This window comes from Streptomyces azureus, from assembly GCF_001270025.1.
GTDB classification, from domain to species: domain Bacteria; phylum Actinomycetota; class Actinomycetes; order Streptomycetales; family Streptomycetaceae; genus Streptomyces; species Streptomyces azureus.
The window spans coordinates 13,443-29,825 of the sequence record NZ_DF968346.1; the positions used below are offsets into that span (position 1 = coordinate 13,443).

Annotated in this window: 10 protein-coding genes; 1 reads left to right on the top strand and 9 read right to left on the bottom strand. The window is 68.0% G+C overall.

What is annotated here, in order from left to right; all coding sequences use genetic code 11:
* Window positions 1-55: 55 nt before the first annotated feature.
* The 3 genes from AOQ53_RS26270 to AOQ53_RS26275 form a co-directional block, all read right to left on the bottom strand.
* The gene (locus tag AOQ53_RS26270; RefSeq protein ID WP_059420948.1) at window positions 56-2,431 is read right to left on the bottom strand and encodes a glycosyl hydrolase 53 family protein; all 2,376 of its coding nucleotides are present in this window, start codon (window positions 2,429-2,431) and stop codon (window positions 56-58) included.
* A 507-nt stretch (window positions 2,432-2,938) separates the two neighbouring features.
* Window positions 2,939-3,058 (bottom strand): RICIN domain-containing protein, encoded by a 120-nt coding sequence (locus AOQ53_RS46575; protein WP_269085471.1) that lies wholly within the window; start codon window positions 3,056-3,058, stop codon window positions 2,939-2,941.
* Between the two features lie 21 nt (window positions 3,059-3,079).
* Window positions 3,080-4,177 carry a poly(ethylene terephthalate) hydrolase family protein gene (locus AOQ53_RS26275; protein WP_236711826.1) on the bottom strand — a complete coding sequence of 366 codons (1,098 nt, stop codon included), beginning with the start codon at window positions 4,175-4,177 and terminating at the stop codon, window positions 3,080-3,082.
* 719 nt (window positions 4,178-4,896) lie between these two features.
* On the opposite strand from AOQ53_RS26275, the gene AOQ53_RS26280 reads away from it, so the two are divergent.
* Window positions 4,897-6,825: a rhamnogalacturonan lyase gene (locus AOQ53_RS26280; protein WP_167745764.1), complete on the top strand. Its 1,929-nt coding sequence runs from the start codon at window positions 4,897-4,899 to the stop codon at window positions 6,823-6,825.
* A gap of 558 nt (window positions 6,826-7,383) precedes the next feature.
* Here the strand turns inward: AOQ53_RS26280 and AOQ53_RS26285 are convergent.
* From AOQ53_RS26285 to AOQ53_RS26310, 6 genes are all read right to left on the bottom strand, one after another.
* Window positions 7,384-8,283: a carbohydrate ABC transporter permease gene (locus tag AOQ53_RS26285; RefSeq protein ID WP_059420949.1), complete on the bottom strand. Its 900-nt coding sequence runs from the start codon at window positions 8,281-8,283 to the stop codon at window positions 7,384-7,386.
* Between the two features lies 1 nt (window position 8,284).
* A complete protein-coding gene (locus tag AOQ53_RS26290; protein WP_059420951.1) occupies window positions 8,285-9,196 on the bottom strand; it encodes a carbohydrate ABC transporter permease in 912 nt (303 codons plus the stop codon).
* Window positions 9,197-9,227: 31 nt separating this feature from the next.
* Complete coding sequence (locus tag AOQ53_RS26295) at window positions 9,228-11,288, bottom strand: beta-galactosidase (RefSeq protein ID WP_059421119.1); 2,061 nt, start codon at window positions 11,286-11,288, stop codon at window positions 9,228-9,230.
* Window positions 11,289-11,358: 70 nt separating this feature from the next.
* On the bottom strand, window positions 11,359-12,675 hold the full coding sequence (locus tag AOQ53_RS26300) for an ABC transporter substrate-binding protein (RefSeq protein ID WP_059420952.1): 1,317 nt from the start codon (window positions 12,673-12,675) through the stop codon (window positions 11,359-11,361).
* A 546-nt stretch (window positions 12,676-13,221) separates the two neighbouring features.
* Window positions 13,222-14,250, bottom strand: coding sequence for a LacI family DNA-binding transcriptional regulator (locus AOQ53_RS26305; protein ID WP_059421120.1), 1,029 nt, complete (start codon window positions 14,248-14,250; stop codon window positions 13,222-13,224).
* A gap of 273 nt (window positions 14,251-14,523) precedes the next feature.
* Complete coding sequence (locus AOQ53_RS26310) at window positions 14,524-16,323, bottom strand: RICIN domain-containing protein (protein ID WP_078945511.1); 1,800 nt, start codon at window positions 16,321-16,323, stop codon at window positions 14,524-14,526.
* Window positions 16,324-16,383: the final 60 nt, after the last annotated feature.

A 16,383-nucleotide genomic window follows, 5' to 3' on the forward strand; every position in this document is an offset into this window, starting at 1 on the left:
GCCAGGCCCGGTCTCCCGGCCCGGCAGCGCCTCGAAACAGCCGGACGTCAGATCGCTACAGGTCGCGGCATTGCGCCGACTTCGGACCACTCACCGTGTTGGCCGATCCGTTGTTCACCGGTGGCTGAGCGTTTCCCCCGCACGTCAGCGGGCCGTTGATCGTGTTCCCGGCGATCACGTTCCACCCATGCGTCCGCGTCACCGTCACCGGGCCGCTGATCGTATTCGGAGCACATCCCAGCACCGGGTTGCCGATCGTCACCGACGAGGTCCCGGACAACGTCACCGGGCCGGAGATCCGGCTGTCGCAGATCACCACCCCCGCCGCGCCGTCGGTCCGCACCGGGCCGGCGATCACCGCACCGTCCACCTGGAGCGAGGCACCGGCACGCACCGACACCGGGCCCGACACCGTCGCTCCGTCCAGGCAGGTCACGCCCTCGGTCACCGTCAACGGCCCGGCATGCCGGCCGGTGATCTCCCGGTCACAGTCGAGGCCGGCATACGTTTCGACCACGTCGAGTTTCGCCGTCACCGGACCGTACTCGGTCGAGCCGTTGACCGTGAGCCGGCCGGCCGTGTCGGTGGCGCCGTCCGGTACCGGGTCCCATTCCACCGGGACCGGCTCGGTCGAACCATCGGCCATGGTCAGCACCCGCACCGAATCCGGCAGCACCGCCTCGTCGCCGACCAGCGCGGACGCGTACACGGTGTCCTCCACCACGTGGGACGCGCGACTCTTGGTGAAGATGTCGATCGACGCGTTCGGCTCCCAGGTGCGCGTCATGCCCGGTACGGCGGTGAACAAGGACTGCCACCTCGCCGGCTCCCACGCCAGAACGCCCAAGCCCTGGTTGTCCGGGATGTCGTTGGCGATCTGGAACACGCGCTGTAGGGCGTCCGCCTGCCCCTGAACGGTCCGCGGGTACGTCGAGTTGGGCATCGGGGCCCCGCCGCCGCCCGACGCCGGGTACGAGGTCTCGGCGATCTCGATCTTGTACCCGGGGTGCGCCGCCGCCACCGCGTTGAGGTTGGACTCGTAGTGGTCCGGCGACCCGTGCCATTCCGGGTAGTACGAATGGGCGAGAACGTCCGGGGCGGCGCCTTTGGCCTTCACCCGGGTCAGGTACTGGTCCCAGAACTCGAGCGTCTTGGCGCCCCGATCTTTGCCGATGATGATGTGCGTCTCGACGTCGATGTCCTCGCCCTGGTCGGCCGACACGTCGCGGACCGCGCGGATCCCCGCCGCGGACAGCGTCGTGAACCGGTCCCACGCCTCCTCGTAGAGCCGCCGCTCCTTCGGGTCGTCGGAGCCCCAGTACTTCCAGAGCAGGCCACCGCCGGGTTGCGACCGGTAGATCTCCGGCTGGTTCCGGAAGTACGCCGGATCGGTGGTGCCGATCAACGCCGCCTCACTGCCGTACATGAAGCCATTGACGATCTCGTTGCCGATCGCGACCTTGTCCGGCGTCGTGCCCTGCTCGATCAACTGCTCGACGTAGTCGTAGGTGTAGTCGTACACCGCCTGGGTCAGGTCGTCGAACTCCAGCTGTGCCCACGCCCGCGGCTTCGGCTGCTTGGCCGGGTCGGCCCACGAGTCCGCGTAGTGCAAGTCGATCCCCAGGCCCATGTCCCGTTCTGCCTTGATCCACTTGGAGACCTCGAGTGACCGCTTGGGGCCTTGGTACGGGACGGACAGTACGTCGCCCGAGGACTCGCTGCGCGGCTCGTTGAAGACCCGCAGCCGGACGTACTCGACACCACGGTCCTGGAGCACGTCGAGCAGGTGGGGACCCGCGCCTCGGTCCTCCTCGGTCGGACTCACCCAGTACTTGCGTCCTTCGGCGACGTCGTTGTCCACCCAGGAGGCATCGGCGCCGAGGATCAGGTCGTCGCGCAGATAGTTGTAGACGCTGAGTTCACTGATTCCCAAGGTCGCGCCGGGCGAGGCTCCCGTGAGCGTCACCCGCACGAATCTCGTCCCCGGCCGGGTGAAGAGGTCGACCGATCCGCGAGCGGGCTGGTGGTTGGCCGAGTGGTCGGCGATGACGTTCCAACTGTCGCCGTCCGCGGACGACTCGACCACGTACTGGTACGCGGCCCCGGTGCCCGGGAAGACGACCTCGACCTTCCTGACGTTGTCGTAGGCGCCGCCCAGATCGAGGGTCAGCCACTGGTTCGTGGACGTGCCGTCCGCTTTCCACGCGGTCTTGTCGTCCTGGTCGATCGCCAGGTCAGCGGTGGACGACCCGCTGCTGACGTCGACGCTCGCCCAGGATTTCGCGCTGATGTCGCTCTCGATCGGTGAGATCTCGGCCTCGCCGTAGTGTGCGGAGGCCGGGGCGACCGGCCCGAATGCCGCCGCGCCGCAAGCCAGAATGACGGCGGTCGTGATGCTGAGTGCCGTGCGGACTGGATGTCTTCGCATCATTGCTTACTCCTCATCTCTGTGCCCCGAACAGGGGCACGACTTCGTTCCAGCGAGCCTTCTGGGTCTTGTCCCGTCGCTCTTGTCGGAGCGGCCGCGTCGCCCCTCAGGCACCACTGGGCTTGGGGGAAGGTGCGTCGCAGGCCACCGGGTCGCCACTCGTACGTGTCCGTGCTTGGGCGAATCGATAACGCGGCGAGGCGCCGTAGCCGACGACGCGAGCCCGGCAGGACCGGCGGGACGCGGCCTAGCCGCTCCGCGCAAGCCGACCCGGCGACCACCCGCCCGAGCGGCAGGGTGTTGATGTGGGCCAGGCTGCACTGGAGCAGGCGGAGGGCCAGGCCCGGGGCTGAGCAGGAGGGCACAGACCATGGCGAAGGAGTGCAGCTCCAACCGGCCCGGTCCCGTGTGCCCCGCATCGGGCCCGGAGCAGACCCGGGCGTCGGCCGGAGTGCCCGGCGCGCCGCCCGCTCCGGCTCGATCCGGCTTCGGGCCTCGGGCCCGCCCGTTTCATCCGTGAGTCCACCGCTGGTTGGACCCGCCGTGGCAGGTCCACAGGAACAGTTGGGTGCCGTTCGCGGTTCCGGCGTTGTACGCGTCCAGGCACAGGCCGGACCGGGTGCTGGTGATCGTGCCGTTCGCGTTGACCGCTCATTGTCGGTTCGAGCCGCCGTGGCAGCCCCGGATGATGACCCGCGTGCCCGCGGAGATACCTGAGGCCTCGGCGTCCAGGCACTTGCTTCCGTACGCCCGCAACTCCCCGGCGCTGGTAGGTGTCCACTGCTGGCTGGGCCGGCCCGAGCAGTCCCGCAGCCGCACCTGCGTCCCGTTGGTTCGCGAGTCGTTCCGCACGTCCACGCAGCGGCCGGACCGGGCGCCGACGATCGGGCCCTCGTCCGTCGGCGGGGGCGTCGACCCGCCGGGCAGGTACGGGCATGTGTTCCGGTACCGGGAGACGCCGGTGGAGTCCGCCAACGTCGAGCACAGAAACCGGGTGTAGCGGGTGTCGTTGTCGATGAAGAGCTTGAGCCAGGGGATCACGCGTCGCGTCACGTTCGAGTTACCCCAGGTGGGGAATCCGTGGCCGCCGCGGGAAAGCTCGACGAAGGCGCCCTCGGTGCCGGCGGGCAGGGTGGCGTAGAGGGTGTCGAGGGAGGACGGGGTGACGGTACCGTCGTCCCGGGCGCCCATGACCATCGTCGGCACCTGGACGTCGGACAGGTCCTGTGAGAACGAGGCGGGCGCGAACGGGACGGCCGCCTTCAGCGACGGCCGCCGCTGGGCCGCGCTGATCGCGCCGCCGCCGCCCATGGAGTGACCCATCACTGCGAGCCGCCGGGGATCAACCCGGTCGCGCACCGGGCTGCGCTGGGTGAGGTAGTCCAGTGCGGCGAGGAGCTGGGTACCGCGGGCGGTGTCCCAGTCGGTGGGGCTGTTGGTGTCGATGCCGATGACGACGAAGCCGAAGGACGCGATCCAGTGGCCCATCCACGCGCCTTCGGCGTTCCAGGTGGCTGTGTAGCCGGGCACGACCGCGACCGCACCCCAGGTGCCCAGGCCGGTGTCCGTGGGGTGGTAGATCCTCCCGCCGTTGAAGCCGTTGCCGGGCGGCACGCTGACCTCCGCGGTGGCGAACGTTCCCCTCTGGGCCGCGACGCCGCTCACCGTGGGGTCCGGACCTCGCTGGTAGGGACTGTCCCGGGCCGACGCCGCCGGCATCGCGACCAGGGTGCTGATCAGGCTGATCACGGCGACCACGAGCGCGGCCAGGGGCGTTCTCCGCCGGGGTCTGGACCCGGTTCTCCGGGACGGTGCGCTCTCAGTGGTTCGTGATCGCACGTTGTTCCTCCTCGTGTTGGGCGTGTCCGCAGCCCGCCGGGACAAGCGGATGAGCCCTAGGAAGACGCGTCATGACGCATGCGGCCCTGCGCGCGACTCGGAAGCACGCCACCACAGGGGCGGATTCGGCGAGTTACGAGACCGGCACGTCGCCCGGCCCGGGCGTGACAGTTCTGTCGCGACGCGTGCGGCTCGTCGCCGCAACGCCGGAGAGGCCGTTGAGGTTCTTTCGGTTCTGTTGACAATTGAGGACGGTACTAAGGCACCCGACATACGGCAAGGCATCAGCCCGCCACGTTTCCGAGTCTCGCCGCAGGACGGGAACCAGCGCTGATCAGGCAACGACCGCCTGCTACTTCCAGGTTGAGATCAGTCGACGGCCGACATGAATCGGCCGCATGCAGGGACGGGCAACCGTGACCCTGCGTCGGAGAACCCACTTGATCAAACAGATTGTCACATTCAGTCCGTGCATAGGTCTTGCCGCTCCTGGAGGCCCCTTCTAGCCTCACTGGGAGCGCTCCCAGTCATTCAGAACACCCGTCCCTCGTGCACGACGTGGGTGAATCGTTTCATCCATGGTGCCGCGGACCACGCACGCCCTTGCCCCCCACCTCAAGGAGCCGCACATGTCCGTCCGAAGTCTGCGAAGAATCCGCGGGCCGGTCACGTTTTCGCTGGCGGCGTCGCTGGCCGCCGTCTCGCTGGTCACCCTTCCCGCGTCCAGCGCGAGCGCGGCCGTGATCGAGACGTCCGCGCCTTACCAACTGGTCCAGCGGACCCCTGGAACCGCCGCCGACCAGCAGTCCCAGCTCGCCGATTCGGCCCTGCAGATGGAGGACCTGAACCGGGGCCTGGTCTCGGTGCGTTCGGGCTCGAACAATCTGGTGTCCTGGCGGCTGTTGGGCACCGAGAGCTACGACACGGCGTTCAACGTGTACCGCAACGGCACGAAGGTGAACGGTTCGCCGGTCACCGACTCCACCAACTACCTGGACAACGGCGCCCCTTCGGATGCCTCGTACACCGTGCGCGCGGTGGTGAACGGCACGGAGCAGCCGGCTTCGGAGTCCTCGCTGCGTTTCACCGGCGGCAACTACCTGGACGTGCCGCTGTCTTCGCCGGGTTCGGGTTACACACCGGTGGAGGCGAGCCCGGGTGACGTGGACGGCGACGGGCAGTACGAGCTGATCGTCAAGTGGGACCCGAGCAACGCGAAGGACAACTCGCAGTCCGGCGTGACAGGCAACGTCTACATCGACGCCTACCGGCTGGGCGGCCAGCGGCTGTGGCGCATCGATCTCGGCCGCAACATCCGGGCCGGGGCGCACTACACCCAGTTCCAGGTGTACGACTACGACGGCGACGGCCGGGCCGAGGTGGCCATGAAGACGGCGGACGCCACGCGCGACGGCCGGGGCACGGTCATCGGCAACGCGGGCGCCGACCACCGCAACTCCAGCGGCTACATCCTGGCCGGACCCGAGTACCTGACCATGTTCAACGGTCTGACCGGCGCCGCGATGTCCACCGTCAACTACGACCCGCCGCGCGGCAACCTCTCCTCCTGGGGCGACAACTACGGCAACCGCGCGGACCGCTTCCTGGCCGGCACCGCGTACCTGGACGGAGAGCGCCCGTCCTTGATCATGGCCCGCGGCTACTACACCCGCGCGGTCATCGCCGCCTGGGACTTCCGCAACGGGCAGCTCGTCAAGCGCTGGACGTTCGACTCCAACGCCTCGGGCAACGGCGCCGCGTACGGCCAGGGCAACCACCAACTGTCCGTCGCCGACGTCGACGCCGACGGCCGCCAGGAAATCGTCTACGGCTCCGCGACCATCGACGACAACGGCCGCCTGATGTACGCCACGCGCTTCGGCCACGGCGACGCCCTGCACGTCGGCGACTTCGTGCCCAACCGCACCGGCCTGGAGGTCTTCTCCATCCACGAGTCGAGCAACCAGCCCGGCTCCGACCTGCACGACGCCCGCACCGGACAGGTCATCCACCGCACCCCCACCAGTGGCTCCGAGGGACCCGGCCGCGGCGTGGCCGGCGACATCTACGCCGGCAACGCGGGCGCCGAGTTCTGGGGCTCCGGACCGAACATGAGCAACCTGCGCAACTCCTCCGGCGGCAACGTCGGCCGCAACCCGTCCTCGGCGAACTTCCTCGCCTGGTGGGACGCCGACCCGGTGCGCGAACTGCTGAACGGCACGCAGATCGACAAGTACGGCACCGGCGGCGACACCCGGCTGCTCACCGGCAGCGGCGTGGCCTCCAGCAACGGCACCAAGTCCACCCCGGTGCTCTCGGGCGACCTTTTCGGCGACTGGCGCGAGGAAGTCATCTGGCGCCACTCCGGCAACAACGCCCTGCGCATCTACGCCACGTCCACCCCCACGACCACCAAACTGCACACCCTGGCCCACGACGCCCAGTACCGCACCGCCCTGGCCTGGCAGAACACCGCCTACAACCAGCCGCCCCACCCCAGCTACTTCCTCGGCGCCGGCATGACCCGCCCGCCGCAGCCCAACATCTACGTGCGCTGACGGCACCCCGCCGGCGCCCGGGAAAGGAACAACACCTCCAGACCGGCCGGGACAGCCCCCCGGTCGGCCTGGAGGTTTTCCCGGACCGACGACGAACGTGAAGGTGAACAAGGTGAGGACAACACCCGGCGACGGGCCCGGGCATGTCCCTGCTCGGCGCTGGGCAGGCGCTCGCGGACACCGCCCCGACCCAGCCGTACGCGGTAGGTGTGCGGCGGTGCGCCTGGACTCGCGGCAGCCGGCGGCTGACCATCTACGTCTGTTCCCCCGGCCACCGGGCCCTTGGCGGCAGGCCCGTCACCAACGCACCCGGCGCCGACGGAGTGTTCCCCATCTGCGAGCACACACGACTACGGCAGCAGCCCGCCACCGGCGCCGCCGGCAGCAGTGGTGGCCGCCTCGGCTACTCCGTAGGACCGAGGAGCAGCGTTGGTCCAGCAGGCCCAGAATCCCGGACCGGCGCGCGGCCGGAACCGGCCTGGGCAGGGGCGCGGACAGCTCCGCGGCGCCAGGCCCCTGCAACAGCGACGCTGTTCGCTGAGTACTCCACGCCAAGGTCTACTTCATTCCCGTGGTGGCGATTCCCTTGACGAGATAGCGCTGGCCGACGAGGAAGATGATGAAGACCGGGATCAGCGTGATGACGGACATCGCGAACAGTGATCCCCATGAGGCTCCGCTGGTGGCGTCGACGTAGTTGCGCAGTGCCACGGGCGCCGTCTGCAGTTCGGGTTTGGTCAGGTAGATCAACTGGCTCAGGAAGTCGTTCCACGTCCAGATGAAAGTGAAGATGGCGGTGGTGGCCAGGGCCGGCAACGAGATCGGCAGCAGGATGCGGAAGTAGATGCGCCAGTACCCTGCTCCGTCGATCTTGGCCGCCTCGTCCAGCTCGGTGGGAAGACCCCGGAAGAACTGGACCATCAGGAAGATGAAGAAGGCGTCCGTGGCCAGGAACTTGGGCACGATCAGCGGGAGGAACGTGTTGACCCACTCGATCTTCGAGAACATGACGTACTGCGGGATGATGAGCACGTAGACCGGCACCATGAGGGTCAGCATCATCATGCCGAAGAAGAAGGCCCGCCCGCGGAACTTCAGCCGCGCGAAGGCGTAGGCCGCCATGGAGCAGCTGACCAGGTTGCCGAGCAGGGCCCCCAGCACGACGATCGCCGAGTTCAGCAGGTACACCCCGAACGGGTGCGAGAGGGCGTTCCAGCCGTCGGTGTAGTGGCTGAAGTCGGTCTTCGTGGGCAGCAGTGAGGGGTCACGGAAGATCAGGGCGTCGGGTTTGATCGAGCTGGCGATCATCCACAACAGCGGGTAGACCATCACGAGCCCGAAGGCGATCAGCACGACGTGCTTGAGCGTGGCGCGTATGCGGGCCGCCCGCCTGTGTCGGTGCGCGGCAGGCGCGGGAGCGGGGGAAGGAGCCGGGGCTGCGGCCTTCAGGGGTGTCATCTCACTTACCGTCACCGTAGAACACCCATCTCTTGCTGAAGTAGAAGTTGATTGCGGTCAGGAAGCCGACGATCACCACGAGCAGCCATGCCATGGCCGAGGCGTAGCCCATGTGGAGCCGGCCGAAGCCCTCGTCGTACAGGTACAGCGAGTAGAAGAGGGTCGAGTCCGAGGGGCCTCCCGTCCCGCCGCTGACGACGAACGCCTGGGTGAAGGACTGGAAGGAGCTGATGACCTGGAGAACGAGGTTGAAGAAGATGATGGGGGTGAGCAGCGGCAGGGTGACGTGCCGGAACTGGTGTCGGCGGCCGGCGCCGTCGAGGGCGGCGGCTTCGTAGTACTGCTCGGGGATCTGCCGCAGGCCGGCCAGGAAGATCACCATTGAGGAGCCGAAGGTCCACACGTGCAGGACGACGAGGCTGTACAGCGCGGTGTCCGGGTTGGAGATCCAGCCGGGGCCTTGGATGCCGAAGAGTCCGAGGAACTTGTTCACCAGGCCTTCGGTGCCGAAGACCTGCCGCCACAGGATGCCCACCGCGACCGAGGAGCCCAGGAGCGACGGCAGGTAGTAGACGGACCGGTAGAACGCCAGCCCCTTGATGCCCCGGTTGAGGACCATCGCCAGGGCGAGGGCGACCGCCAGCAGCAACGGCACGCTGAGGACGACGTAGAGGAAGGTCACGCTCAGGGACTGACGCAATCGGGGGTCGTCGAGCATCTTGGCGTAGTTCTCGAAGCCCACCCACTGCGGAGAGCTCAGCAGGTTGTAGTCCGTCATCGAGAAGTACAGCGAGGCGACCATCGGACCGAGCGTGACGCCGGCCATGCCGACGAACCACGGCAGCAGGAAGACCCATGCGGTCCGTTCTTCTTTCCTGGCCGCCCGGCTCAGGGGTCTGCGAAGCACAGTCATCGTCCTCGGGTTCTTGGATCGGGTGCGGGGTTCAGGAGCCGCTGGGTGACGGTTCGGCGTGCTGTGCCGCGGCCAGGGGGCTGCGCACGACAGCGACGTCCGCCGCGTCGAGGACGAGGGTCTCCCCGGCCTCGATGCGGCGTCCGGTGATCAGGTCGGTGCCGGAGCGGTCGAGGGTGACCGTCGCCTTGTCCTGCCGGTGGTTCAGCAGGAACAGGTACGCGCTTGTGTCGGTCCGTCGCTCGGTGACCTCGACGCCCCGCGGTGCGGCGTGCACCGGTCGCACCCCGGCACGGTCCAGGACGTACCGCACCAGAGCCTCGAGGGCGTCGTCGTCCAGACGTGTGCCGATGTACACGGCACGGCCACGGCCGAGTTCGTGCTCGATCACCGCCGCCTTGCCGGAGAGATGGCTCTTCCGGTAGACGGCGAGCGGTCGGGCGGTTTCCGTTACCAGGTCGTCCTGCCACACCGAGGCGGTTGCGAAGAATCCGTTCAGCGCGGTCTTCTCGGCCGCCGCCCGGACCGGCACCGCGGCCTCCGCGGGCAGCGGAGAGAACTCCTGGACGTGCGCTCCGATGATCTCGCGCAGGGCGCCCGGGTATCCGCCTTCGACGATCCGGTCGTCCTCGTCGACGATCCCGGAGAAGTACGAGACGACGAGATGGCCCCCGTCCTCCACGAACTTCCGTACAGCCGTACTTTGCTGGCGTGTCATCAGGTACTGGTTGGGGACGACCAGGACGCGGTAGGGCGACAGGTCGTCGTCGAGGGTGACGACGTCCACGGCGACCTGGCTGTTCCACAGGGCCCGGTGGTGCCGGGCCACGATCTCGCGGTAGTCGAGGGCGTTGTCCGGGTGGGCGCAGCCTTCCACGGCCCACCAGTTCTGCCAGTCCCACACGATCGCGACCTGCGCGCCGGTCCGTGCCGTGACGACCTCGTCGATGGCCCGCAGCTCGTTGCCGAGCGCCTTGACCTCCTGCCAGGTCCGGGTGTTCTCACCTCCGTGCGGGAGCATCGCCGAATGAAACTTCTCCTGGCCCTGGGGTGAGGCCCTCCACTGGAAGAACATCACCGCGTCGGAGCCGTGCGCGACGGCCTGGTAGGAGCCCAGGCGCATCCGGCCGGGCTGCTTGACCTGGTTGGTCTTCCACTGGCTCACCGCGCCGGCCGCCTGTTCCATCAGCATCCAGGGCCGGCCGTTGCCGAGCGAGCGCATCAGGTCGTACTGGAAGGCGGCGACGGCCATCGAGTGGGGCTTGCCCGGGTCGGGGTAGCAGTCGAAGGCGACGACGTCGAGTTCCTTCGCCCACCGGTGGCTGTCGGTCAGCCGGCAGCCGAAGAAGTTGGTGGTCGCCGGCACATCGGGGGTGATCGCGTGGAGCAGGTCACGCTCCTGCGTGACCAGTTCCAGCAGGTTGTCGGAGGTGAAGCGGGAGAAGTCCAGCTCACGGGAGGGGTTGACCCAGCCGCGCACGGGCTGGGGCAGGTGCACCTGGGACCAGTCGCCGTAGCGCTGGCTCCAGAATGCCGTGCCCCACCGGCGATTGAGCTCGTCCAGCGTGCCGTACCGCTGCCGCAGCCACGCGCGGAAGCGGTCGTCGCACCGGTCGCAGAAGCAGTCGGAGTGGTACTCGTTGCCGATGTGCCACATGGCCAGAGCGGGATGCTTGCCGTACCGCTCGGCCAGCTTGGTGGCGATGCGCCGGCTGCGGTCCCGGTAGACCGGGGAGGACGGGCAGAAGTGCCCCCGGCTCCCGATGCCGTGCCGCACCCCCTGCCGGTCGACCGACAGGATCTCGGGGAAGTCCGTGGCGAGCCACGGCGGCGGTGCGGCGTTCGGGGTCGCGAGGTTGACATGGATGCCGTTCGCCCACAGCAGGTCCATGATCTCGTCGAGCCACGAGAAGTCGAACCGGCCGTCGGCCGGCTCCAGCACGGACCAGGAGAAGATGCCCAGGCTCACGAGCCGCACTCCTGCGGCTCGCATGAGCCGGACGTCCTCCTGCCACACCTCCCTCGGCCACTGCTCCGGGTTGTAGTCCCCGCCGTAGACGACTCCCGGCAGTCGACTGCGAAAGGTGCTCATGCGCGGATCGTTCGTGCGCGGATCGGACACAGCGGGGATTCCTTCCAGAAGCGTTACTACATGTGGCAGCTCAGAGCTGGGACTTGATCTCGGAGATGAACTTCTTGGCCGCCGCCTTCGGCGACAGACGGTCGAACAGCACGTCCTCGTTGAGACGCTGGAAGATCTCCGGGACCGCGGGACCGGCCTTCGCGTTGGGGAGGTGCACCGCGGTCGGCTTCAGGGCGTTGGCACGACGCAGGTAGTCGGCGATCCGCTTCTCCGCGGGGGACAACTCGGGCGTGATCGCCTTGAGCACGTCAGGGTTGACGGGAACACCGCGGTCGAACTTCCCGATCTTGCCCACCTCGGGAGAGTTGACCAGGAAGTCCAGCAGCTGCGCGGCCTCCTTGGGGTGCTCCGTCCGCGCCGAGGCCCCGTAGAAGACGCCCGGCTTGGTGTAGGCGCCGACCTGGGCGGCACCGTCCTCGCCGGGGAAGAGCAGCAGCTTGGTCTCACGCCCGCTGGCGGCCTCCAGCGCGCCGAGCTGGGTGACGGACATCTCCGTCATGGCCGCCTTGTGCTGGGCGACCAGGTTCTGCTCGATACCGGCTCCTGAGGCCAGGGCCTCGACCGCTGCCTCGGGGCTGGTCGAGCCACCGCTGTCACGCAGCTTGACGACCCACTCCCAGTAGCCGGCCATGGTCTTCTCGGTGAAACCGATCTGGCTGCCGTCCTTGGTCCAGTAGTCCTCACCGTGCTGCCGCAGCCACGGGCCCACCATGTTGGGGTAGAGAGGCATCACACTGCCGACCAGCTTCGACTTCGACTTGGCGACGGCGGTGGCGGTCTTCACGTAGTCGTCCCACGACCACTTGGTGTCGTCCGGAATGGGCACACCGGCCTTCTTGAACGCCGCCGGATCCACGGCGACACCGAACGCGCTGTCGCCGGCCGGGACACCGTAGAGGCCGCCCTTCACGGTCGTCATCGCCATCGAGTTCGGGGGCAGCTTGTCCGTGTTCAGCACGTCCTTGACCTTCTTCAGGTCCATCAGCTGCCCGTTGTCGATGTACGAGTACATGAACGGGTCCGTGATCTGCAGGACATCGGGCATGTCATTGGCGGCCGCGCTGGTCGACAGCTTCTTCCAGTAGTCGTCCCAGTTGGAGTACTCGGGCTGGACGTCGATGTTCGGGTGCTTCTTCTCGAACTCCGCGATCATCTGCTTGGTCTGCTCGTGCCGGACGTCCGACCCCCACCAGTTGAACCGGATGACGGTCTTGCCGCCCTCGCTGCCGGAGGAGTCCGCGGCGCAGCCCGCGGACAGGACCAGGGCGAAGACCGAACAGGTCAGCCCGACCGCACGAAGTCTTGTGCGTCTGCTCGGACGGGACGAGTGGTTCATGGTGGGGCTCCTCTGCTGCCATCACTGGGCGGTGTGCCCAGACGGGGGAAACGTCGTCTCAGGAAGCCGGCGTAGGACACCGGCTGTCTCGCCGCGTGGCGGCCAACTGCACAACTCGGCTGCTTTGCGGGCCGCGAAAGTTACCTGCGATCCGCGTGCTGACAGCCGGCCCGGCTCGTCGAATCCGGGTGGGCTGCAGCGGCTATGGAAGGGGTTCTTGTGAACGTACGCTGGAACCTTGGGTCGGTGTGCCGAGCTGATCCGCGGGTTGACCGCGAGCATCGGGCCGAGTTGGGGGTTGTGTGCGTCAGCAATAGTGAACGTTCACACGATGAGCGTAATAAGCGGCCATATCTCGGTCAAGGGTTCCGTACATAACACTTGGGTACTTGGTGAGACTTCACCGGTTCCGGGCCGGTACGGAAGCGGAACGGACCGCGCGGGAACAGGCCGGGTCAGCGCGCTCCGCCCGGTGCGGACGGGTTTCGGGTGCTCCCGTCCGCTCGAATGCCCCTTGCACGACGGCTGGTTGGTGGGGCCGACGGGCTAAAGGGTGTGGTTCGTCCTCGCCGGTCCGGACGACTCGCGCAGCACGAGGCGGCAGTCGAGGTCCAGATGCAGTTCCGGCTCGGTCTCCTCGCGGATGCGGGCGAGCAGAGCCTGCATGGCCCGCCGGCCCATGGCCTCGCGGTCGAGATCCACGGTGGAGATGGATGGATTGAAGTACGCGGTGAACTCCTGGTTGTCCCAGCCGAAGACACTCACGTCCTCCGGGACCCGCCACCCGCGGTCCTGGAAGCCACGGATCACGCCCATGGCGACGTCGTCGTTGGCGGCGAGGACCGCGGTGACACCGGAGTCCGCCGACAGGCCCTGGGCCGCGTCGTATCCGGACCGCACGGACCAGTCACCGTCGATGACGGCGTAGTTCTCCAGGCCCCGCTCGGCGACCGTCCGCAGGTAGACCTCGCGTCGCTTGCGTGCCGACATCCAGTCCGTGCTGCCGGCGACATGGACGAAACGCCGATGGCCCAGGGAGACGAGGTGATCGATGATCATGGCGGCCGGCTCGCCGTCAGCCGTGATCCCGTGGGACCGCATCTGGTCGTCGTACTCACCTATGACGACGGTCGGAGTATGGTCCAGCCCCAGCTTTTCCAAGTCACCGATGGGGGTGAAGGTCAGCACTCCGTCTGCCTGACCGGAGTCGAGCAGGGAGCGGACGCGGTCGCCCCTGACCCGTTCGTCGCCCTCCAGGCCGACGATGTCCAGCTGGTAGCCGGCCGCCTGTGCCTCGGAGGACGCTCCCCGCAGGATCTGCGAGGGCACGAAGGTCGTCATGGCCGGCAGGACCACGGTGACACGGTTGGACTTGCGGGTGCGCATCGACCGCGCCACCAGGTTGGGCCGGTAGTCGAGGGCGGCCACGGCCTGCTCGATGCGGGCCACCGTCTGCGGCTTCATGCCACCGTTGCCCCGCAGAAAGCGCGAGACGGTCTGATGCGACACCCCCGCGTGCGCCGCGACGTCGAGGATGGTGGGACGCTTTCTGGACGGCGGCTTCGGCCGTTTCACGTCCCGCTCCGCTCTCTCCGGTCCCGTGTCCGCGTCCACCGTGCCGCCCCCCGCCGCATCTCCACGCCCCGCACGCCCATCGGTACTGTACTGCCGAGTTCTCCATGGCAGGCCGGGTCCCTTCCTCTTGCCGTCTCGCCGGACCCGAGCGCATGGGCCGGTCGAGCTCGGCTGCCCCGCGGATCGTCCGGCCTGGCCGGCCGCATGGTCCCTGTCCGGGCCGTGCGGCCGGCCGCCGGATCCGCCGTCACCTGGCGGCTCGCGTTCCTCATGTCAGACCTGCACGGTCCAGTGCTGGTTCGTGTGCGACTCGTCGTTCCAGCACGTGTACTGCAGCAGCCGGGCGCCGTCCGTCGTGAGGGCCCGGTCCACGTCGAGGCACTTGCCGGAGTGACGGGCGATGATCTCGACGTAGCCGGTGCCGGTGTCGCTCAGCCGCCACTGCTGACTGGTGCGGCCGTCGCAGGTCTGCTGGACGATCGCGGCCGAGTTCGCCGTGGAGGAGCCGGCCACGTCCAGGCACAGTCCCGAGTGCCGGGAGAGGATCTGGTAGTAGCCCCCGCCGACGTCGTGCAGCTGCCACCGCTGGTCGCCGCCGCCCGAGCAGCCGGCCTGTTCGATCGCGGCGCCGGCCGTGGTCGAGGAGCCGACCGCCTCGGCGCACTTGCCGGAGTGCCGCGCCTTGAGCGTCGTCGTGTCGGCCAGCTGGGACAGTGTCGATGTGAGGACGGGCACGTAGAAGTCGGTGATGCCTGCGATGTTCGGGTGCGTCCCGGTGCCGCCACTGCCCGGGAAGGTGTTGACGAGGTTGTCGAACGTGTACGCCACCCGCTGGGCGTCAACACGCGTGTCGAGGGTCGCGTCCGCGAAGACGTCGGCCACCGCGATGCCCCACTTCTGTGCGGCTTGCAGGTACACCTGGCGCAGGGCGAGTTGGGTGTCCCAGTCCCGCGAGCCCATTTTGTGGGCGGCCACGTACACGAGCTGGGCGGACGGCCACTTCTGCCGCATCGTGCGGATGGTGGTTTCGAGCGTTCCGGCGTACGTGCCGGTGTCGAACGTGGCGGGGTCCTGGGAGGCGCTGACGGTGCCGACCGTGTAGGTGTGGTTGGTGTAGATCTCGCCGGCGTCGTTCGTGCCGCCGTCGAAGACGACGAAGTCGGGCGCCTGCGCGTTGGCGTTCTGCACCTGGGTGAGGATCTGGTTGCTGGTCGGGCCCACGGTCGCACCGTTCACCGCGTACTTCGTCAGCGTCATGCCTTCACGTTCGGCGAGGAAGTTCATGAAGCTGCGGGAGTACTTGTGCCCCCAGACGATGCTGTCACCGAAGGCGTAGACAGACGAGCCGGTGAGGGATCCGTAAGCGGGGTTCACGGGGCGGGTCAGGCGGAAGTTGTCGATGGACTGCACACCGGTGCCGTAGTAGTTGCAGGCGACGAACTTCGCCAGGTTGGTCCCCGTGATGGTTTTCGTGCCGGAGGCCAGCACGATCGGCGCGGCCTCCTTGCTGGTGATCGTGTACTGGACCTTCTGGAGGGTGAAGTCCATGTGCAGATCGACCGTGTACCACTTGGTCCGGTCAAAGCTGATCTTGGTCCAGGTGGGATTGAGTGAGTCCGGAGCGGAGGTGGAGTCCGAGTCGGGCCCGGTCACGGCGTAGCGGAGTTCCGCTGCGGTCGCGGCCAGCCCGAAGACGAGGTGCCCGGCGTTGTCGCGCAGTTCCAGACCGGTCTTCATCCCGGTGCTGGTGATGGCCGTCTTCCAGTCGAACCGCAGGTCCAGCGTCTTCTCCTGGGTGATCGACGACGCGAACGGCTTCACGGACGTCGTGTAGTTGCCCATGCCCTTCGTGACCTCCAGTACGCCGTTGCCGATGGCGGCCCCGACCGGGAAACCGAAGTTCGCGGGGTTCGTCTGAGCGTCGAACGTCTCGTTGATGAACGCCGCGCCGGGGGTTTCGGCGGCGGAGGCGGCCGGAGCTGTGAGGAAGGCCGCGAGGAGCAGGATGCCGGCGGCCAGGGAGCCGGCCCATCTTCGGGGCCGACAGCCCGTTCTGCGCATGACCGTATTCATGTGATCTCCCTTGATCTCTGGTGATGCCGACCGGTGCCCGGCGGGGAGGAAGGGGGCCCC

Excerpts from the sequence above, each read along its gene's own strand:
- AOQ53_RS26270 (WP_059420948.1), bottom strand. The coding sequence starts at position 2,431 with ATGATGCGAAGACATCCAGTCCGCACGGCACTCAGCATCACGACCGCC.
- AOQ53_RS26280 (WP_167745764.1), top strand. The coding sequence starts at position 4,897 with ATGTCCGTCCGAAGTCTGCGAAGAATCCGCGGGCCGGTCACGTTTTCG.
- AOQ53_RS26285 (WP_059420949.1), bottom strand. The coding sequence starts at position 8,283 with ATGACACCCCTGAAGGCCGCAGCCCCGGCTCCTTCCCCCGCTCCCGCG.
- AOQ53_RS26295 (WP_059421119.1), bottom strand. The coding sequence starts at position 11,288 with ATGAGCACCTTTCGCAGTCGACTGCCGGGAGTCGTCTACGGCGGGGAC.
- AOQ53_RS26310 (WP_078945511.1), bottom strand. The coding sequence starts at position 16,323 with ATGAATACGGTCATGCGCAGAACGGGCTGTCGGCCCCGAAGATGGGCC.
- AOQ53_RS26300 (WP_059420952.1), bottom strand. The coding sequence starts at position 12,675 with ATGAACCACTCGTCCCGTCCGAGCAGACGCACAAGACTTCGTGCGGTC.
- AOQ53_RS26290 (WP_059420951.1), bottom strand. The coding sequence starts at position 9,196 with ATGACTGTGCTTCGCAGACCCCTGAGCCGGGCGGCCAGGAAAGAAGAA.